Raw genomic sequence first — 24,068 nt, 5'->3', positions numbered from 1 at the left:
TGACGCCAACTTTTTATAACAATAGCTAATGTAAATTTAGTGACCTGACTCTGATAATTAATAAACACCCACAATAAATAGGGTTTTTGTGGGTTTGCTCACATTTTCAAGTTCAGGTTATTTTAACCATTTTTATTATGTGGTTTTATATTTCCAACAAACGAATGCGGAGAGGTGGGCGAGTGGTTTAAGCCAGATTTAAGAAACTAACCGTTTCTTAAATCCACACGAGTCATCGTGTCGTAGGTTCGAATCCTGCTCTCTCCGCCAACTTTTTCTTATCAGGCGATATTTTATGGGTTCATTGGACGCCGTCGATTCGAAAGCGGCTGGCTTCGGAACTGATTAATTTTATGCACGACCCCGTTACGCAACGCGATTTGAGGTCTGAATAACCTTCGCCTTGCATGCCCCCATCCCCTCCTGCACAGCGCAAAAGCCAACAAATCGGATAATCCGCATAGTGTTTTTTGATGATAAATCCTCAACTTAGTCTTAATCTAACACCCCTGCGTTCTTAGCGACCCTCTGTCATGGAGTGAACAATGGCGTGTCATTTTGCCCGATGGACCCCGGCCTCCGCTGTCCTGGATACCCAGAGACTCTCCGACGAAGTGATAGCCGCCACCCGCACCTTTTCCGTTAAGCGCCGCACGCGTTACCTGCAAGGGCGCATTCTGCTCGCCGAAATGATGTTTTACCTGTACGGCCTGCCGACGCTTCCCCCTATAGCCACCACCCCGACCGGCCGCCCCTGCTTCGCCGATCATCAGCTGCCCGATTTTAGCCTCGCCTACGCCAGCAACACCGTGGGCGTGCTGCTCAGCGACGAAGGCAAAGTCGGACTGGATATCGAAGTGATGCGGGCGCGCGGCACCCGGCAAAGCGCGCTGCAACACGCGCATCAGACGCCGGCGGAAAGTGCCTGGATCGGCGCGCAGGACGATCGGCTGGAGGCGGAAACTCAGCTGTGGAGCATCCGGCAAAGCGTGCTGAAAATTTCCGGCCTGGGCAACAGCGGCCAGTCTACGCTGCGTCTGCATCCGTTCTCCGGGCACCTGCGCTCCAGCGCCACGCCGGACGTTCAGGTGATGAGCGACGCCGATGAATACCTAAGCTGGGCCTGCGCCGGCAGCCCCGGGCTGGATCGCCTGCTGTGCTGGCGCTACGAAGAACGCCGCGGCCTGCACAAAGACGGGGAAATCTCGCCACGCAGCCCGGCGGCGTCCTCGCGATTCGTCAAACTGACGGGCCTGAAGACGCCCGGTTAACGTGGCGCAAGGCGGATAAAGCCGTTTTTACCGCACGAATTTCTGCCGTAATTTGTAAAAACAGCTAAATGTTGAGCAATCGCCTATTCTCGACCCGAGCTTTAGCCTACTATTCGCCCATGTTGTCCGCTGAATCTGCTCATTCGAAAGGGAGAATCATCATGTCAGACCAAGCCTTAAAAATCGTCACTCTGCTCGGCAGCCTGCGCAAAGGCTCCTACAACGCCATGGTGGCCCGCGCCCTGCCAGGCCTGGCTCCGCAGGGTGTCACCATTGAAGCGCTGCCTTCCATCCGCGATATCCCGCTGTACGACGCCGACATGCAACAGGGTGAGGGTTTCCCTGCCGCGGTCGAAGCGATAGCAGAGCAGATCCGCCAGGCCGACGGCGTGATCATCGTCACCCCCGAATACAACTATTCCGTGCCCGGCGGGTTGAAAAACGCCATCGACTGGTTGTCTCGCTTGCCGAATCAACCGCTGGCCGGCAAGCCGGTGGCCATTCAAACCAGCTCGATGGGGCCCATCGGCGGCGCGCGCTGCCAGTACCACCTGCGCCAGATCCTGGTGTTCCTGGATGCGATGGTGATGAACAAGCCCGAGTTTATGGGCGGCGTGATCCAGAACAAGGTCGATGAACAGGCCGGTGAACTGAGCGATCAGGGAACGTTGGATTTCCTGACCGGCCAGCTGTCCGCGTTCAGCGATTTCATTCGCCGCGTGGAATGACGGTCTCGCGGCGCCCGCAGGGCGCCGCAACAGGACATGAAGTCCGCCAATTTATTGAAATTAAAGCCATAGCATCATGTATTTTTTCATTTTAGCGTTATTTTTCGTTTCCATCACCAGTCCCGCTTTCGCCGCAGACATGCGTTATCCCGCCGGTGAAGAGCCGCTGGAGCTGCCTGCGCACAGTGCGCTTAACGCCCAACTGTCGCGATCCGCGCAAAACCAGGAAGATAAAAAGCTGGGCGCCATGTCGCTGTACCTGACGCTGATGCGCGAAGACGGCCGCAACGTCTGGGCCCCCTACCAGTTGGCGGTATCGTCGGCGGAGAAAGGGCAAACCGAGCTGGCGGAGCGCTATCTGCAGCTGAGCGCCGATCGCGGCCTGTGGTACTACTACAATCTGCTGGAGGACGACGCCTTCAACAGCATCCAGCATTCCGCCACCTACCAATCCATTCTGGCCGCCACCAAAGCGCGCTATCTGCAGCACGCCCGCCGCTATGAAGGCAAAGCCAGCTACGCGATACCGGACGGCGAAGCGCCGCCCGAAGGTTGGCCAACGGTGATCTTCCTGCATACCTACGGCAAGGCCGCCGCCATCAGCCCCGAGGAACGGCTGCTGTTCGGCGAAATGGGCGTGGCCTATATCGAGATCAACGGCACGCAGATGTTGTCGGAAAACAGCTTCCGCTGGTCGAATTACAGCGACGAAAGCACCCAGGCCGCCCTTCAGCGTACGGTGCAACAGCTGGCTCCACAGTTAAAGCTGAACCCCCAGCGGATTTATCTCAGCGCTCGCGGCCAGGGTGCGCTGCACGCCGCCAATCTGATCGCGAAGTACCCGCAGTTTTACGCCGGCGCGCTATTGATCGCCCCCAACGGCGAGATCAAGCCGGCCCAGCAGTCGCTGGCGGCGAAAAAGAAAATCGTGATGGCGTATTACGATCGGCAGAACTTCAGCGAGCAGGCGCTGGCATTGCACTTCGCCAATCTGTTCGGAGAGGATAATCAGGTGCAGACGCTGCACTTCGCCCAAGGGGAGGATGCCGCCGGCAGTTGGCAGGCGCGCTTCAGGCGGCCATTGCAATGGGTGCTGGATCGGGCGCCGGATGCGACGCCGGGAGTCTAGGGTTTCAGGGCCGACGGACGTCGGCCCTTTGGCTGTCAATGGCCGTCGACGAAGACGATCTTCAGCACAAACAGCAGCGCCACCACCACCACGCACGGGCTGATTTCACGCCAGCGGCCGGTGCCGAGCTTCATCACGCAGTAGGAGATAAAGCCGAGCGCAATGCCTTCGGTGATCGAGAAGCTGAACGGCATCATCACCGCGGTGACAAACGCCGGTACCGCTTCGGTCAGATCGTCCCATTTCACCCGCGCCAGGCTGGAGGTCATCAGCACGCCGACGTAGATCAGCGCGCCGGCGGCGGCATACGCCGGCACCATACCCGCCAGCGGCGACAGGAAGATCACCAGCAGGAACAGCAGGCCGGTGACCACCGCCGTCAAACCGGTGCGGCCGCCCACGGCGACGCCGGATGAGCTTTCAATGTAAGCGGTTACGGAAGAAGTGCCCGCCAGCGAACCGGCCACCGAGCTGATGCTGTCGACGTACAGCGCCTGCTTCATACGCGGGAACTTGCCCTGGTTGTCGGTCAAGCCGGCCTTATCGGTGACGCCGATCAGGGTGCCGGAGGAGTCGAACAGGTTCACCAACATGAACGAGAAGATGATCCCGGCCAGCCCGATGTTCAGCGCGCCGGCCACGTCGACCTGGCCCACCACCGAGGTGATGCTTGGCGGCAGGGAGAACAAGCCACCGTATTTCACATCGCCCAGCATCCAGCCGATCAGGGTGGTGACCACGATCGACACCAGCACCGCCGCGTGGAAGTTACGTGAAGAGAGCACGGCGATGATGAAGAAGCCGAGCGCGCCCAGCAGCACGTTGTGCGAGGTCAGGCTGCCGATGGTCACCAGCGTGTCCGGGTTGGCCACCACGATGCCGGCGTTTTTCAGCCCCATCATGCCGATGAACAAACCGATGCCGCTGGTAATGCCGACCCGCAGGCTGACCGGAATATTGGCGATCATCCAATAGCGAATACGGAAAATGGTCAGCAGCAGCAGGCCGACCGCGCCCCAGAAGATGGCGCCCATGCCCACCTGCCAGGAGATGCCCATCGCGCCGACCACCACGAAGGCGAAGAAGGCGTTCAGGCCCATCGCCGGCGCCAACGCCACCGGCAGGTTCGCCAGCAGGCCCATAAAGATGCTTCCGAAGGCGGCGATCAAACAGGTGGTGACAAATACCGCCTGGGTATCCATGCCCGCCGCGCCCAAAATTTGCGGGTTAACGAACACGATATACACCATGGTGAGGAAAGTGGTGATACCGGCAATCGTTTCCGTACGCGCCGTCGTGCCATGTTGCTTGAGTTTAAACACACGCCCAAGCAAGCCTTGCTCAGCGTCAAGGCCAGATACTGGTTTGGTCATTATCAGAATTCCGAAAATGGGAATGGACAGTCGCCGGCTATCCTATAACAAAAAATGGGGCTTTTGACGCCGGTCACAGGTTTTTTTCGCCGTCTTTACGGCTAAACGCGTCAACGGCTTGTATTTACAGGCATTCATTCTCCATCACAGCCCGCCGCGTTGCCGTTTGCCGACACGGCCGATAAAATGGCCTATCGCATCTCTTACCCTACCCGCTAAAAAAACAGGAACCCGCATGTCTTCGACCTTTATCGATAAGCTCGCGTTGATCGCGCTGAAAGATGACAAAGTGGCGCTGGTGCGCTCGCACAACAAGACGCTGTTTTATGTACCGGGCGGAAAGCGCGAAGCGGGTGAAACCGATGAGCAGGCGCTGTGCCGCGAAATCGACGAAGAGCTGACCGTTGCGCTGCAGCCGCAATCCATCGCGTTTTACGGCGAGTTCACCGGCCCGGCGGACGGCAAGCAGGACGGCACTCAGGTGCGCATTCGTTGCTACCAGGCCGACTTTACCGGGCAGTTGCAGCCGGCCGCCGAAATCGCCGAGCTGAAGTGGTGCGACAGCCGCGATCTGCCGCAGTGTTCACACGTCGCCGCGCTGATTTTGCACGATCTCAAGGCGCGTAGCCTGATCAAGTGATCGCTGAGCGGCCTCAGCGGCGTTAACCCGAAGGAACCTGTCCCGCATGAATCAGATTGACTGCATTTTGTTCGACTGCGACGGCACGCTGGTGGACAGCGAAGTGCTGTGCAGCAAAGCCTATGTCCATATGTTCGCCCGCTACGGCATTCATCTGTCGCTGGAAGAGGTATTCAAGAAATACAAAGGGGTGAAGCTGTACGAGATCATCGATCGGGTCAACGCCGAGCAGGGCACTGACCTGGCAAAAGAGACGCTGGAGCCGCTGTATCGGCAGGAAGTGGCGCGGCTGTTCGACAGCGAACTGCAACAGATTGCCGGCGCCCGCGAGCTGCTGGCGCAGGTGACGGTGCCAGTCTGCACCGTCTCCAACGGGCCGGTCAGCAAGATGCAGCACTCGCTCGGCCTGACCGGCATGCTGCCTTATTTTGATGACCGGTTGTTCAGCGGCTATGACATTCAGCGCTGGAAGCCGGACCCGGCGATCGTGTTTCACGCCGCCGAACAGATGCAGGTGCCGGTGACGCGCTGCATCCTGGTGGACGATTCGCCCGCCGGCGCGCAGGCCGGCATCAATGCCGGCATCCCGGTCTTTTACTTCTGCGCCGATCCGCATAACCCGCCGATCGACCACCCGCTGGTGACAACGTTTGACGACCTGGCTCAATTGCCCGCGCTGTGGCACGAACGCGGTTGGCGGCTGACGGCCGATTAACTGGCCGGCAACGGCGGCTTGTTGCGCCACCAGCGCCAAGAGCGCTTCAGGCCGCGGGTTTGCGCGCCGAAATGGCGGTTGACCGCGTTGGCCAGCAGATCGAGCGCCAGGCAGAATACGAAATAGACCAGCGCCACGAACAGGAAGACTTCCATCGGGTAGACCATGCTGCGGTTGTTGACCTGGGTCGCCAGGAAGGTCAGTTCGCCAACGCCGACGATATAAGCCAACGAGGTATCTTTGATCAGAGAAATCCACTGGTTGATGAACGACGGCACCATCATGCGCAGCGCCTGCGGCAGCACGATCATGCGCAGCGTCTGCCAGCGGGTCAGCCCCAGAGAAAGCCCGGCCTGCCACTGGCCGGGGCCGATCGCGGCGATGCCGGCTTTCACCGCATGGGCCAGATAGGCCGAGGCGATCAGCGCCAGCGCGCACACGACGGTGGTGATTTCCGGGATCTCGACGCCAAACACCATCGGCAACAGGAAATAGGTCCAGAAGATCAGCATGATGACCGGAATGGCGCGGAAAAAGCCCAACACCGCCGCCAGCAGCCCGGCGGCGATGCCGCGCGACATCGCCAGCGCCACGCCGAGCAGGGTGCCGAGCACCGCCGAGGCGACCCCGGCCATCAGACTGATCGCCAACGTCAGCGCCGCGCCGCCCAGCGGCCCATCCGGCCAGGTGCCCCACAGCAGGTAGCCCAGGTTGTCGTGAATCACGCTGAAATCCATCTCAATGCCCTCCCAGCGGTTTACGCTGTTGTCGCCACATGCCCCAGCCTTCCAGCAGCGCGATGATGGCGATATACAGTACCGTCGCCACGCCGAACGCCTGGAAAGTGCGCAGGGTTTCGGTTTCGACCTGACGCGAGGCGTAAGAGAGTTCGGCCACGCCGATCGCCATGGTCAACGACGAGTTCTTGATCACGTTCATGTATTGGCCCAGCAGTGGCGGCAGCGCGATTTTCAGCGCCTGCGGCAGCACCACATAGCGCATCGCCTGCCAGCCGGTCAGCCCCAGCGCCTGAGCGGCATATTTCTGCCCGCCGGCGACGCCGCGAATACCGGAGCGGATCTCTTCGGCGATAAAGGCGGTGGAGTACAGCGTCAGGCCGAAGAAACCGGCGAGAAACTCGAACGACGGCCACTCAAGCGGGCCAACCTGATGGGCGCTGTTCAGCCACTGCATGGCGGCGGACGGCAGGATCTGCCCGGCGGCGAAGTACCAGAAGAACAGCTGCACCAGCAGCGGCGTATTGCGAAACAGCGAACTGTACCCCATCGCCAGCCAGCGCAACGGCCGCAGGCTGCTGTCGCGCATCGCCGCCAGCACAAAGCCCAGCAGCGTAGCCGCCAGCCCCGCACAGGCGGAAAGCCACAGCGTCAGCAGAAAACCGTGCCACAGCCAGCTCAGGTATTGCGGCGCCAGCAGCCAGTCCAGGTTCATGTTCAATCCTTGTCTTGCAGAATGCATCAGGGGCGCAGCAAGCTGCGCCCCTCCGTGCCTATCTCACCGCAAGCGGTTAAGTCAGGCTTTTGGTTGCTGATCCAAAGGCGCGATTTTGAAATCGCCGCGCGGTTGAGCGGATTTGGTTTCCGGCCCGAACCAGCGATCGTAAATCTTAACCGCTTCGCCGTCTTTTTCCAGCTTGATCAGCGTCTCGTTCACCGCGGCGGTCAGGCGATCTTCACCCTTGGGAATGCCGACGCCCTGATACTCTTTGGTCAGGCTGAACGGCGAAATTTCAAACTCCGCCTTTTGCGCCGCCGGCAGGTTGCCGAGCAGGCCGACCAGCTTGGCGTCGTCCTGAGTGATCGCCTGCACGTTGCCGTTACGCAGCGCCACGAACGCCAGCGGGGTATCATCGTAGGAGATCACTTTCGCCGTCGGGAAACGCTCGCGCAGGGTGATTTCCTGCACCGTGCCCTTATCCGCGCCGATGCGCAGCTTCTTGATGTCTTCCGGCGTTTTCAACACGCCTTTGCGGGCGATGAATTTCTGGCCAGTGGCGAAGTACGGCACGCTGAAGTTCACTTCCTTGGCGCGCTCGTCGGTAATGGTGAAGTTGGCGGCAATCAGGTCAACCTTCTTCGACACCAGCAGCGGAATGCGGTTGGCCGGGTTGGTGGCGCGCAGCTCCACTTTCACCCCCAGCGCTTTGCCGATCGCGTCGGCGACATCCACATCGTAGCCCACCAGCTTCTTGCTCTGCGGATCGATGTAGCCGAACGGCGGGTTGCTGTCGAACACCGCGATGCGCACCACGCCGGCTTGCTTGATATCGTCAAGTTTGTCCGCGTGCGCGGCGCCGGCGGCGAAACCGGTCAGACTGGCTAACAACGTTAAGGCCAAAGCGCGATGTTTCATAGAAAGCTCCTAAGTGGTTGATGTCCTGCTGGCGGATAAGCTAGCAAGCGCCACATAGGTCAGGAAATAATATAAAAAGCTATATTTATAACCTTTTTATCTTTACGAGCTTAAGATGGAATAAAGGCGCGGGAAACCGCGCCTTGGAAGGATATTACCCGGAAAGGGTTAGTCGTCTTTTTCGTCTTTACCGCCCGGAGACAGCAGCTTTTCCAGGGCGTCGCCGCCCAAATGACGGAAATCCTGTCCTTTGACGAAATAGAAGATAAATTCGCAGATGTTCTGGCAGCGATCGCCGATACGCTCGATAGAACGGGCGCAGAACAGCGCGGTCAGCACGCTCGGAATGGTGCGCGAATCTTCCATCATGTAGGTCATCAGCTGACGTACGATGCCTTCGTATTCCTGGTCGACCTTTTTATCTTCACGGTAAATACGGATCGCTTCGTCCAGATCCATGCGCGCGAACGCGTCCAGCACGTCGTGCAGCATCTGCACGGTGTGGCGCCCCAGCGACTCCAGGCTGACCAGCAGCGGCTGGTGCTGGTGCGAGAACTTCTCCAGCGCGGTGCGGCAGATCTTGTCCGCCACGTCGCCGATGCGTTCCAGCTCGGAAATGGTTTTGATGATCGCCATCACCAGACGCAGATCGCTGGCGGTCGGCTGGCGCTTGGCGATAATGCGCACGCAGGCTTCGTCGATCGCCACTTCCATCATGTTGACCTTGGCGTCGCCTTCGATCACGCGCTTGGCCAGCTCGCCATCCTGATTGTGCATCGCGGTGATGGCGTCGGTCAGCTGCTGCTCCACCAGCCCGCCCATGGTCAGCACCTGGGTGCGGATATGCTCGAGCTCTGCGTTGAACTGGCCGGAAATGTGTTTGTTTAAATTCAGGTTATCCATGATGCTTCCTATCAACCATAACGGCCAGTGATGTAGTCTTCAGTCTGCTTTTTCTGCGGCGCAGTGAACAGGTTATCAGTATCACTGAACTCGATCAGCTCGCCCAGATACATAAATGCGGTAGAGTCGGAGCAGCGTGCCGCCTGCTGCATGTTGTGCGTCACGATCACCACGGTGTAATCAGCCTTCAGCTCGCTGATCAGCTCTTCAATCTTGCCGGTGGAGATCGGATCCAGCGCCGAGCAAGGCTCATCCAGCAACAACACTTCCGGACGAATGGCGATGCCGCGGGCGATGCACAGACGCTGCTGCTGGCCGCCGGAGAGGCTGTAGCCGCTCTGGTGCAGCTTGTCCTTGGTTTCGTTCCACAGCGCCGCTTTGGTCAGCGCCCACTGCACGCGCTCGTCCATATCGGCGCGCGACAGCTTTTCAAACAGGCGAACGCCGAAGGCGATGTTGTCGTAAATCGACATCGGGAACGGCGTCGGCTTTTGGAACACCATGCCGACCTTGGCGCGCAGCAGTGCAATATCCGAGTTGTCGGTCAGGATGTTCTGGCCGTCCAGCAGAATGCCGCCTTCCGCACGCTGTTCCGGGTACAGCTGGTACATCTTGTTGAAGGTGCGCAGCAGGGTGGACTTGCCACAGCCAGATGGGCCGATAAACGCGGTGACCTTATTCTTGGCGATATCCAGCGTGATGTTCTTCAGCGCATGGAATTTGCCGTAGTAGAAGTTCAGATCGCGTACCTGAATTTTGCTGCTGGAAGCGTCAGTAACCATACTCATCAAGACTTCTCTCTTTTCATCAGCGCCGCCAAAGCGGCGCTCAAAATTTTATGAATGCTTTTTCTTGGCGAAAATCACGCGCGCCAGGATATTCAGTAACAGTACGCACAGGGTGATCAACAGCACCCCGGCCCAGGCCAGCTGTTGCCATTCGGCGAACGGGCTCATGGCGAATTTGAAGATGGTCACCGGCAGGTTGGCTATCGGCTGCATCAGGTCGGTGCTCCAGAACTGGTTCGACAGCGAGGTGAACAGCAGCGGCGCCGTTTCCCCCGCAATGCGCGCAATCGCCAGCAGCACGCCGGTGATGATGCCGGACACCGACGCCTTCAGCGTGATGGCGGAAATCATGCGCCATTTCGGCGTGCCCAGCGCATAAGCGGCCTCGCGCAGCGTATCCGGCACCAGTTTCAGCATGTTCTCGGTGGTGCGAATGACGATCGGCACCTGCAGCAGCGCCAGCGCCACGATGCCGGCCCAACCGGAGAAGTGTTCCATCTTCGCCACCACAATGGTGTAAACAAACAGGCCCACCACGATCGACGGTGCAGACAACAGAATATCGTTGATAAAGCGGATCACTTCCGCCAACCAGGATTTACGTCCGTATTCCGCCAGATAAATACCGGCCATGATGCCCAGCGGCGTGCCGAAGATGGTCGCCCACAGGATCAACAGCCCGCTGCCGGCGATGGCGTTGGCCAAGCCGCCGCCCGCGGTGTTCGGCGGCGGGGTCATCTCGGTGAACAGCGCCAGCGACATGCCGTCGAAGCCTTTGGTCACGGTGGCGATAAGGATCCAGATCAGCCAGAACAGCCCGAACGCCATGGTCGCCATCGACAGGAACAGCGCGAGGCGGTTTTTCTGGCGGCGCCAGGCCTGCATTTTGCGGCGGCTTTCCGCCAGAACGACTGCGTTTTGCATATCCATCGTCGCCATGTTAACGCCCCTCATTCTTGGCCAGACGCATGATCATCAGTTTCGACAGCGCCAGCACGATAAAGGTGATAACAAACAGAATCAGGCCCAGCTCCATCAGTGCGGCGGTGTGCACGCCGGATTCGGCTTCGGCGAATTCGTTGGCCAGCGCCGAGGTGATGCTGTTGCCCGGCATGTACAGCGAAGCGCTGTCGAGCTGGTAGGTGTTGCCGATGATAAAGGTTACCGCCATGGTCTCCCCCAGCGCTCGGCCCAGGCCCAGCATCACGCCGCCGATGACGCCGTTTTTGGTGAACGGCAGCACGATGCGCCAGATGACTTCCCAGGTGGTGCAGCCGATGCCGTAGGCCGACTCTTTCATCATTACCGGCGTCTGTTCGAACACGTCGCGCATCACTGCGGCGATGTAAGGAATGATCATGATAGCCAGGATCACCCCGGCGGCCAGAATGCCGATGCCGAAGGCCGGGCCGGAGAACAACTCGCCGACGATAGGAATGCCCGACAGCACTTCGCCCACCGGCGTCTGGAAATATTCGGCGAACAGCGGGGCGAACACGAACAGGCCCCACATGCCGTAGACGATGCTCGGGATGGCCGCCAGCAGCTCAATGGCGATGCCCAGCGGCCGCTTCAACCAGTTCGGCGCCAGTTCGGTCAGGAACAGCGCGATGCCGAAACTCACCGGCACGGCGATAATCAGCGCGATGAGCGAGGTGACCACGGTGCCGTAGATAGGCACCAGCGCGCCGAACTGCTCCGCCGGCGCGTCCCACTCTTTGGTCCACAGGAAGGCGAAGCCGAATTTCTGCATGCTTGGCCAGGAGGCGAAGATCAGCGAAACGATGATGCCGCCCAGCAACAATAGGGTAATCAGCGCAGCCAGTCTCACCAGCGCGCTGAAAATGATGTCACCGTTTTTGCCCGGTGCTTTGATGGTCGGCTTGTACTCAGCCATAGATTACTCTCTGTTTGAACCCTGGCAGCCCCAACCGGGATCGGAGCCTGAAGAACTGTGTGGGGCGCGGCGAACCCGCGCCCCTGCGTTGTTAGTACAGCGCTTTACCTGAACTGTCTTTTACGTTGGTTTTCCAGGCCGCACGCACCTGCTCAACCACTTCTTTCGGCAGGGTGGCGTAATCCAGTTCGTTAGCCTGCTTGCCGCCGGTTTTGTAGGCCCAGTCGAAGAACTTCAGCACTTCGGCGCCCTGAGCAGGGTTTTTCTGCTCTTTATGCACCAGGATGAAGGTGGTGGAGGTGATTGGCCACACGTTGTCGCCTTTCTGGTCAGTCAGATCCTGAGCGAAGGTTTTGCTCCAATCCGCACCCTTGGCGGCGTTGCTGAAGCTCTCTTCGGTCGGGCTGACCGGTTTGCCGTCGGCGGACACCAGCTTGGTGTAAGCCAGGTTGTTCTGCTTGGCGTAAGCGTATTCTACGTAGCCGATAGAGCCAGGCAGACGCTGAACGAAGGCGGCGATGCCGTCGTTGCCTTTGCCGCCCAGACCGGTCGGCCAGTTAACGGTAGAACCGGCGCCGATCTTCTCTTTCCACTGCGCGTTCACCTTGGACAGGTAGCTGGTAAACACGAACGAGGTGCCGGAACCGTCGGCGCGGCGCACCACGGCGATGTTCTGGTCAGGCAGTTTCACGCCTGGGTTCAGCTTGGTGATAGCCGGATCGTTCCACTTTTTGACGTTGCCCAGGTAGATATCGCCCAGGGTTTTACCGTCCAGCGTCAGTTCGCCGGATTTGATGCCCGGGATATTCACAGCCAGCACCACGCCGCCGATCACGGTCGGGAACTGGAACAGGCCATCGGCCGCCAGTTTGTCGTCAGACAGCGGGGCGTCGGAAGCGCCAAAGTCAACGGTGTTGGCCACGATTTGCTTCACGCCGCCAGAGGAGCCGATGCCCTGATAGTTAACTTTGTTGCCGGTTTCTTTCTGATAAGAATCTGCCCACTTGGCGTAAACCGGAGCGGGGAATGTCGCACCTGCACCGGTCAGGCTGGCAGCAGCGAACGCGGACACGGTGGTCAGGGAGAAGGTCGCTGCCACAATACTGGCGACGGTGGTACGCATCAGTTTCATAATCCCTCCTAATGGGATACTTAAAATCGACTTCGAGTCGTTTTAATCAGAGTAAGTATTGCTGCAGGAGGGAAAATAGGACAGTTTGGTGACAGAAAAATGTACGCAATATGACAGTTATATTACAGCGTGCTTGAGAGGGGTTTGTTTAATTAAAAATCAATAAGTTAAATAAAAAATAGCGCAATTGCCAAACAACAAAAAACCGTTTGGGCACGGCCTATCCGCTTGAATATGACAATGTTTATCGCCGAATCGGTCGCGCTGTCATCTTTAAGGTCACTCATGAAAAAAGCCGGCGCGAAGGCCGGCTTTTGCAGTTTACCTGCGGCAGGTTACTCTACGGTGACAGACTTCGCCAGGTTGCGCGGTTGGTCAACGTCGGTGCCCTTGATCAGCGCCACGTGGTAAGACAGCAGCTGCAACGGCACGGTGTAGAAGATCGGCGCCACGATTTCCTCAACGTGCGGCAGAGGAATGATGGTCATGCCTTCGCTGCTGACGAAGCCGGCGTCCTGATCGGCGAACACGTACAGCTGACCGCCGCGCGCGCGCACTTCTTCAATGTTGGACTTCAGCTTTTCCAGCAGTTCGTTGTTCGGCGCCACCACGATCACCGGCATATCGGCGTCGATCAGCGCCAGCGGGCCGTGTTTCAACTCACCCGCCGCATAGGCTTCAGCGTGAATATAGGAGATCTCTTTCAGCTTCAGCGCCCCTTCCATGGCGATCGGGTACTGATCGCCGCGGCCGAGGAACAGCGCATGATGTTTGTCCGAGAAACCTTCCGCCAGCGCTTCGATTTCTTTATCCATCGACAGCATCTGCTCAATACGCGCCGGCAGCGCCTGCAGGCCGTGCACAATCTCCTGCTCCACGCTTTCCGCCATGCCTTTCAGACGGCCCAGGCGCGCCACCAGCATCAACAGGACGGTGAGCTGCGTGGTAAAGGCTTTGGTCGAAGCAACGCCGATTTCCGTGCCCGCTTTGGTCATCAACGCCAGATCGGATTCGCGCACCAGCGAAGACCCCGCAACGTTACAAACGGCCAGCGAACCGAGATAACCCAGCTCTTTGGACAGACGCAGCGCCGCTAACGTGTCGGCGGTTTCGCCGGACTGCGACAGGGTGATGATCAGGCTGCCCGGACGCACCGCCGATTTGCGGTAACGGAATTCGGACGCGATCTCGACATCGCACGGCACGCCGGCCAGCGCTTCGAACCAGTAACGCGCCACCATCCCGGAGTGGTAAGAAGTCCCACAGGCGATGATCTGCACGTGCTGCACCTTGGCCAGCAGCTCGTCGGCGTGCGGGCCCAGCTCGCTCAGGTTGATTTGGCCATGACTGAAACGCCCTTCCAGGGTGTTTTTCAGCGCCAGCGGCTGTTCGTAAATCTCTTTTTGCATGTAGTGGCGGTAAGCGCCCTTGTCGCCGGCGTCATACTGCACCTGGGATTCGATCTCAGGGCGCTCGATGGCGTTACCCTGTTTGTCGAAGATGTTGACGGTGCGGCGAGTCACCTCCACCACATCGCCTTCTTCCAGGAAGATGAAGCGGCGGGTGACCGGCAGCAACGCCAGCTGATCGGAAGCGATGAAGTTTTCCCCGACGCCGCGGCCGATAACCAGCGGGCTGCCGGAGCGCGCCGCGACCAATACGCTCGGATCGCGGCTGTCCATCACCACGGTGCCGTAAGCGCCGCGCAGCTGTGGGATCACGCGCTGAACCACTTCGAGCAGCGTACCGCCCTGCAGCTGTTCCCAGTGCACCAGGTGCGCGATCACTTCGGTGTCGGTTTCAGAGTTGAAGCGGTAACCGCGTTCGATCAGCAGTTCGCGCAGCGGCTCGTGGTTTTCGATGATGCCGTTATGCACCACGGTAATGTAGTCGGAAACATGCGGGTGCGCGTTCGCTTCGGTCGGTTCACCGTGCGTTGCCCAACGGGTGTGAGCGATGCCGGTGCCGCCGTGCAGATCGGTCTGCTCCGCCGCTTCGGCCAGTTTTTGCACCTTGCCTACGCGACGTAGGCGACTGACGTTGCCTTGATCGTCGACCACCGCCAGACCGGCGGAGTCGTAACCGCGGTACTCAAGACGACGTAAACCTTCCAGCAGAATTTCTGCGATATCACGTTGCGCTACTGCGCCTACAATTCCACACATTCGGTTATATTCCTAATGAACGCCTTTTATGGGCGTTTTCGATGCCTTGACCTGATTTTTGCCGGTTTTACCGTGCGTCCCCCGAGCCTGTAGATGGTGGGGGTTATTATGTTTTGTATTGGGCTCGTGAATGGAGCCCAACGCAAAACACACTATGACTTCTTCTTCACCGGGCGCTGCCAGCCCTGAATGTGCACCTGCTTGACGCGGCTCAGCACCAGTTCGTTTTCGGCGATATCTCGCGTCACCGTGGTGCCGGCGGCAATGGTGGCCCCTTTGCCGACCGACACCGGCGCCACCAGCTGAGTATCGGAACCGACAAACACGCCATCGCCGATCAGCGTCTTGTGCTTGTTGGCGCCATCGTAATTGCAGGTGATGGTGCCGGCGCCGATATTCACGTCATCTCCAATGTCGGCATCGCCCAGGTAGCTGAGGTGACCGGCCTTGGAGCCTTTGCCCAATCGCGCCTTTTTCATTTCCACGAAGTTGCCGACGTGGGCCCCTGTTGCCAGCTCCGCGCCAGGGCGCAGGCGGGCGAACGGCCCAACGGAGCAGGCGGCTTCCAGCACGCTGTCTTCCAGGACGCTGTAAGGGCTGATCTCGCAGTCATCACCGATCACGCAGTTTTTCAGCACGCAGCCGGCGCCGATTTTCACCCGGTCGCCCAGCTTGACGTGACCTTCGATAATCACATTCGCATCAATAGTGATGTCGCGGCCGTGAACAAGTTCACCGCGCAGGTCGAAACGCGCCGGATCCAACAACATTACGCCGGCCAGCAGCAGTTTTTCAGACTGTTCCGACTGGAACACGCGCTCCAGGGTCGCCAGCTGCTGTCGGTTGTTCACGCCTTCCACTTCGCTCAAACGCGATGGGTGCACGGCTTCGATTTTCTTGCCGTCGGCATGCGCCAACGCAATGATATCGGTGATGTAAAACTCGCCCTGAGCGTTGTCGTTGTTCAACATCCCCAGCCAGCGCTTCAGATCGCGCCCATTCGCCACCAGGATGCCGGTATTGATCTCATTGATCTGACGCTGCGCTTCGCTGGCGTCCTTGTGTTCGACGATGCCCACCACGTCACCCTGCTCGCGCACGATGCGGCCATAGCCACTCGGATCGTCCAGCTTGACCGTCAGCAGGCCGATGCCGCCCTGCGGCTTGGCCGCCAACAGGCGCGTGAGCGTATCGACGGAGATCAACGGCACGTCGCCATACAGCATCAACACGTCTTCATCGTCGGCAAAATGCGGCGCCGCCTGCTGCATCGCATGGCCAGTGCCCAGTTGCTCGGCCTGCAGCACCCAGTTCAGCGCGCCTTCGGTCAACGTGCTTTTCAGCAGATCGCCGCCATGGCCGTATACCAGGTGTACATGTTGCGCGCCCAGTTTCATCGCGGCATCAATGACGTGTTGCACCATCGGCTTGCCGGCCAACGGATGCAACACTTTGGGAAGATCGGAATACATGCGCGTACCCTTGCCTGCGGCGAGGATAACCACGCTCATTGCGCTGTTCGACATAAGCAACCTGATAACTCCATTTTGATAGACGAAAGTAAAACCGTTTAGCGACGATATTACTACATATTTCTCATCACGAAACCGTCGCAGGCCGCGCAGCGCTTGGCCTGCCACCATCATGTCCAATTAGGCTTCAGGACGAAAAAACTGTCGGTGATTGGCGACGGCTCCACCCTGGATATCAGGGTTACATACCACTTTCTACGCCGGGCTGAAATACTTATTTTAAAGTAAAAAAAAAGCGACCCTATAGGCCGCTTTCTTAAAGTTGGGTGCTCTGCACCCAAACATTACATCGCTTTTCTGGTGAGCTCGATAACGCGCAGTTTTGCGATCGCTTTCGCCAGTTCAGCGGATGCCTGAGCATAGTCGACATCGCCATGAGAGCTGCGAATGTGTTCTTCAGCTTTACGCTTAGCTTCCAACGCTCTCGCTTCGTCGAGGTCAGTACCACGGATAGCAGTGTCCGCCAGCACGGTAACCACGCTCGGCTGCACCTCGAGGATGCCGCCGGACAGGTAGATGAACTCTTCTTCACCGTGCTGCTTAACAATACGCACCATGCCAGGCTTGATGGCAGTCAGCAGCGGCGCATGGCCAGGGAAGATCCCCAGTTCACCTTCGCTGCCTGTCACCTGGATCTTCTGCACCAGGCCGGAAAACATCTGTTTTTCCGCGCTGACTACATCCAGATGGTAAGTCATAGCCATATCACCCTCCTCTCAAGGCGTTACAGTTTCTTGGCTTTTTCCACTGCTTCTTCAATGGTGCCAACCATGTAGAACGCCTGCTCCGGCAGGTGGTCATAGTCGCCGTCCATAATGCCTTTGAAACCACGGATGGTGTCTTTCAGCGATACGAACTTGCCCGGAGAACCGGTGAAGACTTCTGCCACGAAGAACGGCTGAGACAGGAAGCGTTGGATCTTACGCGCACGGGATACGACCAGTTTGTCTTCTTCAGACAGCTCGTCCATACCCAGGATCGCGATGATATCTTTCAGTTCCTGGTAGCGTTGCAGAATGGACTGCACGCCACGCGCTACGTCGTAGTGCTCCTGGCCAACAACCAGCGGATCCAGCTGACGGCTGGTGGAATCCAGCGGGTCAACGGCCGGGTAGATACCCAGAGAAGCGATGTTACGGCTCAGTACCACGGTTGCGTCCAAGTGCGCAAAGGTGGTGGCTGGAGACGGGTCAGTCAAGTCATCCGCAGGAACGTAAACGGCCTGTACGGAAGTGATGGAACCGGTCTTGGTCGAGGTGATACGTTCTTGCAGAACGCCCATCTCTTCCGCCAGCGTCGGCTGATAACCTACCGCGGATGGCATACGGCCCAGAAGTGCGGACACTTCGGTACCGGCCAGGGTATAACGGTAGATGTTGTCAACGAACAGCAGAACGTCACGGCCTTCGTCACGGAATTTCTCCGCCATGGTCAGACCGGTCAGCGCAACGCGCAGACGGTTACCTGGTGGCTCGTTCATCTGGCCGTAAACCAGGGATACTTTGTCCAGAACGTTGGAGTCGGTCATTTCGTGGTAGAAGTCGTTACCCTCACGAGTACGCTCGCCCACGCCCGCAAACACGGAATAACCGGAGTGCTCGATCGCGATGTTACGGATCAGCTCCATCATGTTTACGGTTTTACCTACGCCCGCACCGCCGAACAGACCGACTTTACCGCCCTTGGCGAACGGACAAATCAGGTCCATTACCTTGATACCGGTTTCCAGCAGTTCCTGGGAGCTGGACAGCTCTTCGTAGCTTGGCGCCGCGCGGTGAATCGCCCAACGCTCTTCTTCGCCGATGTCGCCTTTCATGTCGATCGGTTGACCCAATACGTTCATGATACGGCCCAGGGTAGCTTTACCCACCGGCACTTCAATCGGGTGGTCCAGGTTGTTCACTTTCAGACCGCGACGCAGACCGTCGGAGGTCCCCATTGCGATACAGCGAACCACGCCACCGCCCAGCTGTTGCTGAACTTCCAACACCAGTTTTTCGGTGCCGTTTTCTACCTCAAGGGCATCGTACACTTTTGGTACGGCATCCTGAGGGAACTCGACGTCCACCACGGCGCCGATTACCTGGATAATCTTTCCAGTAGCCATCTTGAATCCTCTACGTAATTCGTAAACCTAGCTTAAACCGCGGAGGCTCCCGAAACGATCTCGGTGAGTTCCTGAGTGATGCTGGCCTGACGCGCCTTGTTGTATACCAACTGCAGCTCTTTGATCAGGCTACCGCCGTTATCGGTTGCGGCTTTCATCGCGACCATTCGTGCGGCCTGCTCGCTGGCCAGGTTTTCCACGACGCCCTGATAAACCTGCGACTCCACATAGCGGCGCAGCAAGGTATCAAGCAGCACTTTTGGATCCGGTTCATACAGGTAATCCCAAGGCGTTTTCTTCAGCTCTTCGTCATCGGCGGGCGGTAACGGCAGCAGCTGAAGCACCTGCGGCTCTTGGGACATCGTATTAACAAATTTGTTGCTGACAATGTACAGCTTGTCCAAACGACCTTCGTCGTAGGCCTGCAGCATCACTTTCACCGGCCCGATCAGATCCGACAGGGAAGGTTTGTCCCCCATGCCGGTCACCTGGGCAACCACGTTGCCGCCCACGGAACCAAAGAAAGAGGCCGCTTTAGAGCCAATCAGCGCCAAATCGGTTTCGACGCCTTTTTCGGACCAGGCTTTCATCTCCGCCAGCAGCTTTTTGAACAGGTTGATGTTCAAGCCGCCGCAGAGACCACGGTCAGTAGACACCACCAGATACCCGACGCGCTTAACGTCACGCTCATCCAGGTACGGGTGCTTGTACTCCAGATTCCCTAACGCAAGGTGACCAATCACTTTGCGCATGGTCTCTGCATAAGGACGGCTGGCCGCCATGCGATCCTGCGATTTACGCATTTTGGAGGCGGCGACCATTTCCATCGCTTTAGTGATCTTTTGCGTGTTTTGCACGCTAGCGATCTTACTACGTATCTCTTTTGCGCCGGCCATCTCTGCTTCTCCTCAGTGCCAGACGGCCTGCTGTCTTTCAACAGCAGGACCGTTCGGCGTTACCAGGACTGGGTTTTCTTGAAGGTCTCGAGGATGTCTTTCAACTTGCCCTCGATCTCATCATTGAAGTTGCCAGTTTGGTTGATGTGGTTCAGCAGCTCGGCGTGCTCGCGGTCCGCATAGGCGACCAGCGCGGCTTCGAAGCTCACCACTTTGGCGACTTCGACGTCGTTCAGGTAACCGCGTTCTGCGGCAAACAGCACCAGAGACTGTTGTGCAACCGACATCGGCGCATACTGTTTCTGTTTCAGCAGCTCGGTCACTTTCTGACCGTGGCTCAGCTGTTTGCGGGTCGCGTCGTCCAGATCGGAGGCGAACTGGGAGAACGCAGCCAGTTCACGATACTGCGCCAGCGCGGTACGGATACCACCGGACAGTTTCTTCATGATCTTGGTCTGCGCGGCGCCACCAACACGGGATACGGAGATACCCGGGTTAACTGCCGGACGAATACCGGAGTTGAACAGGTTGGATTCCAGGAAGATCTGACCATCGGTAATCGAGATTACGTTGGTCGGAACGAACGCGGAAACGTCACCCGCCTGGGTTTCAATGATCGGCAGAGCGGTCAGTGAACCGGTTTGGCCTTTAACTTCACCTTTGGTGAAGGCTTCAACGTACTCGGCGTTAACGCGCGCTGCACGCTCCAGCAAGCGGGAGTGCAGGTAGAATACGTCGCCTGGGTAAGCTTCACGACCTGGCGGACGACGAAGCAGCAGGGAAATCTGGCGGTAAGCAACGGCCTGTTTGGACAGGTCATCGTACACGATCAGCGCATCTTCGCCGCGGTCACGGAAGTATTCGCCCATTGCGCAACCGGCGTATGGCGCCAGGTATTGCAGTGCAGCGGATTCGGAAGCGGTCGCCACCACCACGATGGTGTTGGCCAGTGCGCCGTGCTCTTCCAGTTTGCGCACCACGTTAGCGATGGTGGACGCTTTCTGGCCGATAGCCACGTAAACGCATTTGATGCCGGAGTCGCGTTGGTTGATGATCGCATCGATCGCCAGCGCGGTTTTACCGGTCTGACGGTCACCGATCACCAGCTCACGCTGGCCGCGGCCGATTGGAATCATGGCGTCAACGGATTTGTAGCCAGTCTGAACCGGCTGATCAACGGACTGACGCTCGATAACGCCTGGGGCGATAGCTTCTACCGGAGAGAAACCGTCGTTTTCAATCGGGCCTTTGCCGTCGATTGGCGCGCCCAGGGTGTTAACGACGCGGCCCAGCAGACCACGACCGACTGGAACTTCCAGGATACGGCCGGTGCATTTAACCTTCATGCCTTCGGCCAGATCCGCGTACGGACCCATGACCACGGCACCAACGGAGTCGCGCTCCAGGTTCAATGCGATTGCGTAACGGTTGCCAGGCAGCGCGATCATTTCGCCCTGCATAACTTCGGCCAGGCCGTGTACGCGGATGATCCCGTCGCTGACGGAAACGATAGTACCTTCATTGTGAGCTTCGCTCACTACATTGAACTGAGCAATGCGCTGCTTGATCAGTTCGCTGATTTCGGTGGAATTCAGTTGCATGCTCCAGTCCCCTTAAGACTGCAAGACGTCTGTCAGGCGTTCAAGACGACCGCGAACGCTGCCATCAATCACCATATCGCCGGCGCGAACAACGATGCCGGCCAGTACAGACTTGTCAATTTTGCAATTCAGCTTAACTTTGCGTGACAGACGTTTTTCCATCGCAGCGGCGATTTTCGCCTGCTGTTCGTCGCTCAGCGCGCTCGCAGACAGCACTTCGACTTCGACGGTGGATTCCAGCGAGGCGCGCAGTTCGATGAACTGCTGCAGCACGGCAGGAAGAACCAGTAAACGTCCATTTTCGGCCATTACACGGATAAAGTTCTGGCCATGTTCGTCGAGCCGATCGCCACAAACCGCGATGAACGTCTTGGACAGCGTTTCTGGCGCAACCGCGCCAGACAGCAGTTCAGAAATCTGTTCATTGCGAGTGACTTCAGCCGCAAACGCCAGCATGTCCTGCCAGCGCTCTACGCTTTGGTGCTCAACGGCAAAGTCAAAAGCTGCTTTGGCGTAGGGGCGAGCTACAGTTACAAATTCAGACATCAGCCCCTCCCTCCTTACAGTTCAGCGACCAGTTTATCAACGATGTCGCTGTTAGCAGCTTCATCCACGGAACGTTCGATGATCTTCTCGGCGCCGGCAATTGCCAGCATCGCGACTTGCTTACGCAACTCTTCACGAGCGCGCTTACGTTCGGCTTCGATCTCAGCCTGAGCCTGCGCCACGATTTTGTTACGTTCCTGCTCGGCTTCGGCTTTCGCTTCATCCATGATCTGAGCTTTGCGTTTGTTCGCTTGCTCGATGATCACCTGAGCTTCTGCTTTGGCAGTTTTCAGCTGGTCGGTCGCATTGGCTTGCGCTAAGTCCAGATCTTTTTTGGCACGCTCTGCAGAAGCGAGGCCGTCAGCGATTTCTTTCTGACGTTTCTCGATGGCAGCCATGATCGGCGGCCATACGTACTTCATGCAGAACCAGACAAACAGAACGAACGCGATGGCCTGGCCGAGGATTGTTGCGTTAAGATTCACAGCACAATGCCTCTTTAAAAGTTAATAGTTTGGTTACGTCGTAGAGGGTTGCTCTACTTACGCGACGGCGAACATCACGTACAGACCCAGACCTACAGCGATCATCGGGATGGCGTCGACCAGACCCATAACGATAAAGAACTGTGTACGCAGCAGAGGAATCAGGTCAGGCTGACGAGCAGCGCCTTCCAAGAATTTACCACCCAGGATGCCGATACCGATCGCAGCACCGATTGCCGCTAAACCCATCATCACAGCGGCAGCCATGTACAGCAGATCCATACTCAGGTTTTCCATGACAGTCTCCAGTTTGTTTCAGTTTAAAAGTGCAAGTGTTTTAAGAAAATCAGTGCTCTTCAGATGCCATCGACAGATAGACGATCGTCAGAACCATGAAAATAAAGGCTTGAAGCGTAATGATCAGGATGTGGAAGATAGCCCAAGGCAAGCTCAGGACCCACTGTGACCACCACGGCAACAGGCCGGCAATCAGGATGAAGATCAACTCACCCGCATACATGTTGCCGAACAGTCGCAGACCCAGTGAAACAGGTTTGGACAGCAGGCTGACACCTTCAAGAATCAGGTTGATAGGAATGAATACAGGGTGGTTGAACGGCTGCATGGTCAACTCTTTAACGAACCCGCCAACGCCTTTCATTTTGATGCTATAGAACAGAATCAGGATAAACACGCCCAGCGCCATCGACAGCGTGACGTTCACATCGGCGGTAGGCACTACGCGCAGCGCAGGCAGGCCGAGGATGTGTTCGCCAACGTAAGGCAGGAAGTCGATGGGCAGCAAGTCCATCAGGTTCATCAGGAACACCCAGACGAACACGGTCAGCGCCAGCGGCGCAATCACCTTGCTCTTGCCGTGGTACATGTCGCGCACGCTGCTGTCGACGAAACCGACTACCAGCTCCACGGCGGTTTGCAGTTTACCCGGCACGCCGCTGGTGGCGTTTTTGGCCACTTTGCGGAAGATCACCAGGAAAAGCGCCCCGAGGACGACGGAGAAAAACATCGAGTCGATGTTGATCGACCAGAACCCAGTCCCGACCTGAAGCTGCGTCAGGTGGTGACCGATATACTCCTGTGGAGTCAAGACTTCTCCTGCAGACATGATGCCTCTTACCCTTATTTAGTTAAGTTCGGTAACTGTTAATCACGGCCGGTGCCACTATCTGCACCACTAACACCGCTAAATAGGTCAGGCCAAGCGGTATAAACTCCGCCTTGAACACCCCCAGCGCCACGATCAGCAAAACGATGGTGATCACGACCTTTAGCCCCTCGCCGATGGCGAACGACCAGGCAACCCTACCGGGCGCCGGCGTTTGCGCCTGATGGCGCAAGGCAAACAGCATAAACATTGCACTCGGCAACCAGGCGGCGAGACCGCCTGCCAACGCCGAAGCGCTCCATTCCGGGCTTTTCAGCCAGAAAACAACGCTGATCAGAACAAAAGTCATTAACTGCAAAAACAGCAGTTTGCGTGCGACTTTCCCGCTGTATAGGGACACAGACATGACGTTTGTTCTCTCCGTACCCCAGAGGGGGTATGCTGAGTGACGTATACAACTGTTTTTGCTGTCCTGAGTCAAGCAGCAAAAAACGAGCAAATTATACGGGGCATACCAACGAATTCAATCGATAAGTAGCGAAAAGGTGAACAATTATTTAAATTTCCCTATTCCAGCCTATTTTCACAAGAAAACGGTCGGAATAATAGGGCACATTTAATTGTCTGATTATTCCAGCGTTGCGTTTAGAAACGCGAAGCC

At 57.7% G+C, this 24,068-nt stretch carries 25 protein-coding genes and 1 pseudogene; 6 read left to right on the top strand and 20 right to left on the bottom strand.

The annotated features are described in order from the left end of the window. Positions 1–168: 168 nt before the first annotated feature. The 4 genes and pseudogenes from ACJ8M3_RS19660 (at position 169) to ACJ8M3_RS19645 (ending at position 3,128) form a co-directional block, all read left to right on the top strand. Positions 169–270 (top strand): annotated as a pseudogene (locus tag ACJ8M3_RS19660). A 275-nt stretch (positions 271–545) separates the two neighbouring features. Further along, the gene (locus tag ACJ8M3_RS19655; RefSeq protein WP_033645147.1) at positions 546–1,271 is read left to right on the top strand and encodes a 4'-phosphopantetheinyl transferase family protein; all 726 of its coding nucleotides are present in this window, start codon (positions 546–548) and stop codon (positions 1,269–1,271) included. Positions 1,272–1,432: 161 nt separating this feature from the next. Continuing rightward, positions 1,433–1,999, top strand: a complete 567-nt coding sequence (locus ACJ8M3_RS19650; RefSeq protein WP_033645148.1) for an NADPH-dependent FMN reductase — start codon at positions 1,433–1,435, stop codon at positions 1,997–1,999. A gap of 76 nt (positions 2,000–2,075) precedes the next feature. After that, entirely contained in the window at positions 2,076–3,128 is a 1,053-nt protein-coding gene (locus tag ACJ8M3_RS19645) for a hypothetical protein (RefSeq protein WP_033645149.1), read from the top strand. Positions 3,129–3,163: 35 nt separating this feature from the next. On the opposite strand, the gene ACJ8M3_RS19640 is transcribed toward ACJ8M3_RS19645, so the two are convergent. Beyond that, entirely contained in the window at positions 3,164–4,501 is a 1,338-nt protein-coding gene (locus ACJ8M3_RS19640) for an NCS2 family permease (RefSeq protein ID WP_033636524.1), read from the bottom strand. A gap of 235 nt (positions 4,502–4,736) precedes the next feature. Here ACJ8M3_RS19640 and ACJ8M3_RS19635 point away from each other — a divergent pair, with 235 nt between their 5' ends. Both ACJ8M3_RS19635 and yieH read left to right on the top strand, forming a co-directional pair. Further along, positions 4,737–5,141, top strand: a complete 405-nt coding sequence (locus tag ACJ8M3_RS19635; RefSeq protein ID WP_033645151.1) for an NUDIX hydrolase — start codon at positions 4,737–4,739, stop codon at positions 5,139–5,141. Positions 5,142–5,187: 46 nt separating this feature from the next. After that, positions 5,188–5,856: a 6-phosphogluconate phosphatase gene (gene yieH / locus ACJ8M3_RS19630; protein WP_101452779.1), complete on the top strand. Its 669-nt coding sequence runs from the start codon at positions 5,188–5,190 to the stop codon at positions 5,854–5,856. Here the strand turns inward: yieH and ACJ8M3_RS19625 are convergent. The 19 genes from ACJ8M3_RS19625 to atpI all read right to left on the bottom strand — a co-directional run bounded on the left by ACJ8M3_RS19625 (position 5,853) and on the right by atpI (position 23,813). Next, positions 5,853–6,593 carry an amino acid ABC transporter permease gene (locus tag ACJ8M3_RS19625; protein ID WP_047026001.1) on the bottom strand — a complete coding sequence of 247 codons (741 nt, stop codon included), beginning with the start codon at positions 6,591–6,593 and terminating at the stop codon, positions 5,853–5,855. The two genes, yieH and ACJ8M3_RS19625, sit on opposite strands and share 4 nt — an antisense overlap. A 1-nt stretch (position 6,594) precedes the next feature. After that, the gene (locus tag ACJ8M3_RS19620; protein WP_033645154.1) at positions 6,595–7,308 is read right to left on the bottom strand and encodes an amino acid ABC transporter permease; all 714 of its coding nucleotides are present in this window, start codon (positions 7,306–7,308) and stop codon (positions 6,595–6,597) included. Between the two features lie 81 nt (positions 7,309–7,389). Then, entirely contained in the window at positions 7,390–8,229 is an 840-nt protein-coding gene (locus ACJ8M3_RS19615; RefSeq protein WP_025304747.1) for an ABC transporter substrate-binding protein, read from the bottom strand. A gap of 168 nt (positions 8,230–8,397) precedes the next feature. Further along, positions 8,398–9,132: a phosphate signaling complex protein PhoU gene (gene phoU, locus ACJ8M3_RS19610; protein WP_004933833.1), complete on the bottom strand. Its 735-nt coding sequence runs from the start codon at positions 9,130–9,132 to the stop codon at positions 8,398–8,400. A gap of 11 nt (positions 9,133–9,143) precedes the next feature. Next, positions 9,144–9,914, bottom strand: a complete 771-nt coding sequence (pstB, locus tag ACJ8M3_RS19605; RefSeq protein ID WP_016929614.1) for a phosphate ABC transporter ATP-binding protein PstB — start codon at positions 9,912–9,914, stop codon at positions 9,144–9,146. 54 nt (positions 9,915–9,968) lie between these two features. Further along, entirely contained in the window at positions 9,969–10,859 is an 891-nt protein-coding gene (gene pstA, locus ACJ8M3_RS19600) for a phosphate ABC transporter permease PstA (RefSeq protein ID WP_019455481.1), read from the bottom strand. A 1-nt stretch (position 10,860) separates the two neighbouring features. Next, entirely contained in the window at positions 10,861–11,817 is a 957-nt protein-coding gene (gene pstC, locus ACJ8M3_RS19595) for a phosphate ABC transporter permease PstC (RefSeq protein ID WP_004933822.1), read from the bottom strand. Positions 11,818–11,908: 91 nt separating this feature from the next. Beyond that, positions 11,909–12,949: a phosphate ABC transporter substrate-binding protein PstS gene (gene pstS, locus ACJ8M3_RS19590; RefSeq protein WP_046898750.1), complete on the bottom strand. Its 1,041-nt coding sequence runs from the start codon at positions 12,947–12,949 to the stop codon at positions 11,909–11,911. 335 nt (positions 12,950–13,284) lie between these two features. Further along, on the bottom strand, positions 13,285–15,114 hold the full coding sequence (gene glmS / locus ACJ8M3_RS19585; RefSeq protein ID WP_089197565.1) for a glutamine--fructose-6-phosphate transaminase (isomerizing): 1,830 nt from the start codon (positions 15,112–15,114) through the stop codon (positions 13,285–13,287). Positions 15,115–15,266: 152 nt separating this feature from the next. Next, complete coding sequence (gene glmU, locus ACJ8M3_RS19580) at positions 15,267–16,640, bottom strand: bifunctional UDP-N-acetylglucosamine diphosphorylase/glucosamine-1-phosphate N-acetyltransferase GlmU (RefSeq protein ID WP_046687989.1); 1,374 nt, start codon at positions 16,638–16,640, stop codon at positions 15,267–15,269. A gap of 290 nt (positions 16,641–16,930) precedes the next feature. Further along, positions 16,931–17,350 carry a F0F1 ATP synthase subunit epsilon gene (locus ACJ8M3_RS19575; RefSeq protein WP_004933814.1) on the bottom strand — a complete coding sequence of 140 codons (420 nt, stop codon included), beginning with the start codon at positions 17,348–17,350 and terminating at the stop codon, positions 16,931–16,933. Between the two features lie 20 nt (positions 17,351–17,370). Beyond that, the gene (atpD, locus tag ACJ8M3_RS19570; protein WP_004933813.1) at positions 17,371–18,753 is read right to left on the bottom strand and encodes a F0F1 ATP synthase subunit beta; all 1,383 of its coding nucleotides are present in this window, start codon (positions 18,751–18,753) and stop codon (positions 17,371–17,373) included. A 32-nt stretch (positions 18,754–18,785) separates the two neighbouring features. Further along, entirely contained in the window at positions 18,786–19,649 is an 864-nt protein-coding gene (atpG, locus tag ACJ8M3_RS19565; RefSeq protein ID WP_004933811.1) for a F0F1 ATP synthase subunit gamma, read from the bottom strand. Between the two features lie 59 nt (positions 19,650–19,708). Next, a complete protein-coding gene (gene atpA / locus ACJ8M3_RS19560; protein WP_004933808.1) occupies positions 19,709–21,250 on the bottom strand; it encodes a F0F1 ATP synthase subunit alpha in 1,542 nt (513 codons plus the stop codon). Between the two features lie 12 nt (positions 21,251–21,262). Then, positions 21,263–21,796 carry a F0F1 ATP synthase subunit delta gene (atpH, locus tag ACJ8M3_RS19555; RefSeq protein ID WP_025160298.1) on the bottom strand — a complete coding sequence of 178 codons (534 nt, stop codon included), beginning with the start codon at positions 21,794–21,796 and terminating at the stop codon, positions 21,263–21,265. 14 nt (positions 21,797–21,810) lie between these two features. Beyond that, positions 21,811–22,281: a F0F1 ATP synthase subunit B gene (gene atpF, locus ACJ8M3_RS19550; protein WP_004933804.1), complete on the bottom strand. Its 471-nt coding sequence runs from the start codon at positions 22,279–22,281 to the stop codon at positions 21,811–21,813. A gap of 57 nt (positions 22,282–22,338) precedes the next feature. Beyond that, entirely contained in the window at positions 22,339–22,578 is a 240-nt protein-coding gene (atpE, locus tag ACJ8M3_RS19545) for a F0F1 ATP synthase subunit C (RefSeq protein WP_004093904.1), read from the bottom strand. A gap of 49 nt (positions 22,579–22,627) precedes the next feature. Further along, positions 22,628–23,407 (bottom strand): F0F1 ATP synthase subunit A, encoded by a 780-nt coding sequence (atpB, locus tag ACJ8M3_RS19540; RefSeq protein WP_015376132.1) that lies wholly within the window; start codon positions 23,405–23,407, stop codon positions 22,628–22,630. A gap of 22 nt (positions 23,408–23,429) precedes the next feature. Beyond that, positions 23,430–23,813: a F0F1 ATP synthase subunit I gene (gene atpI / locus ACJ8M3_RS19535; RefSeq protein WP_285142340.1), complete on the bottom strand. Its 384-nt coding sequence runs from the start codon at positions 23,811–23,813 to the stop codon at positions 23,430–23,432. Positions 23,814–24,068 lie beyond the last annotated feature (255 nt).

The organism is Serratia sp. CY55921, from assembly GCF_052167655.1.
In the GTDB taxonomy this organism is placed as follows: domain Bacteria; phylum Pseudomonadota; class Gammaproteobacteria; order Enterobacterales; family Enterobacteriaceae; genus Serratia; species Serratia ureilytica.
The sequence above is the reverse complement of the archived record's forward strand: the minus strand, read 5'-3'. Positions and strand labels throughout refer to the sequence as shown.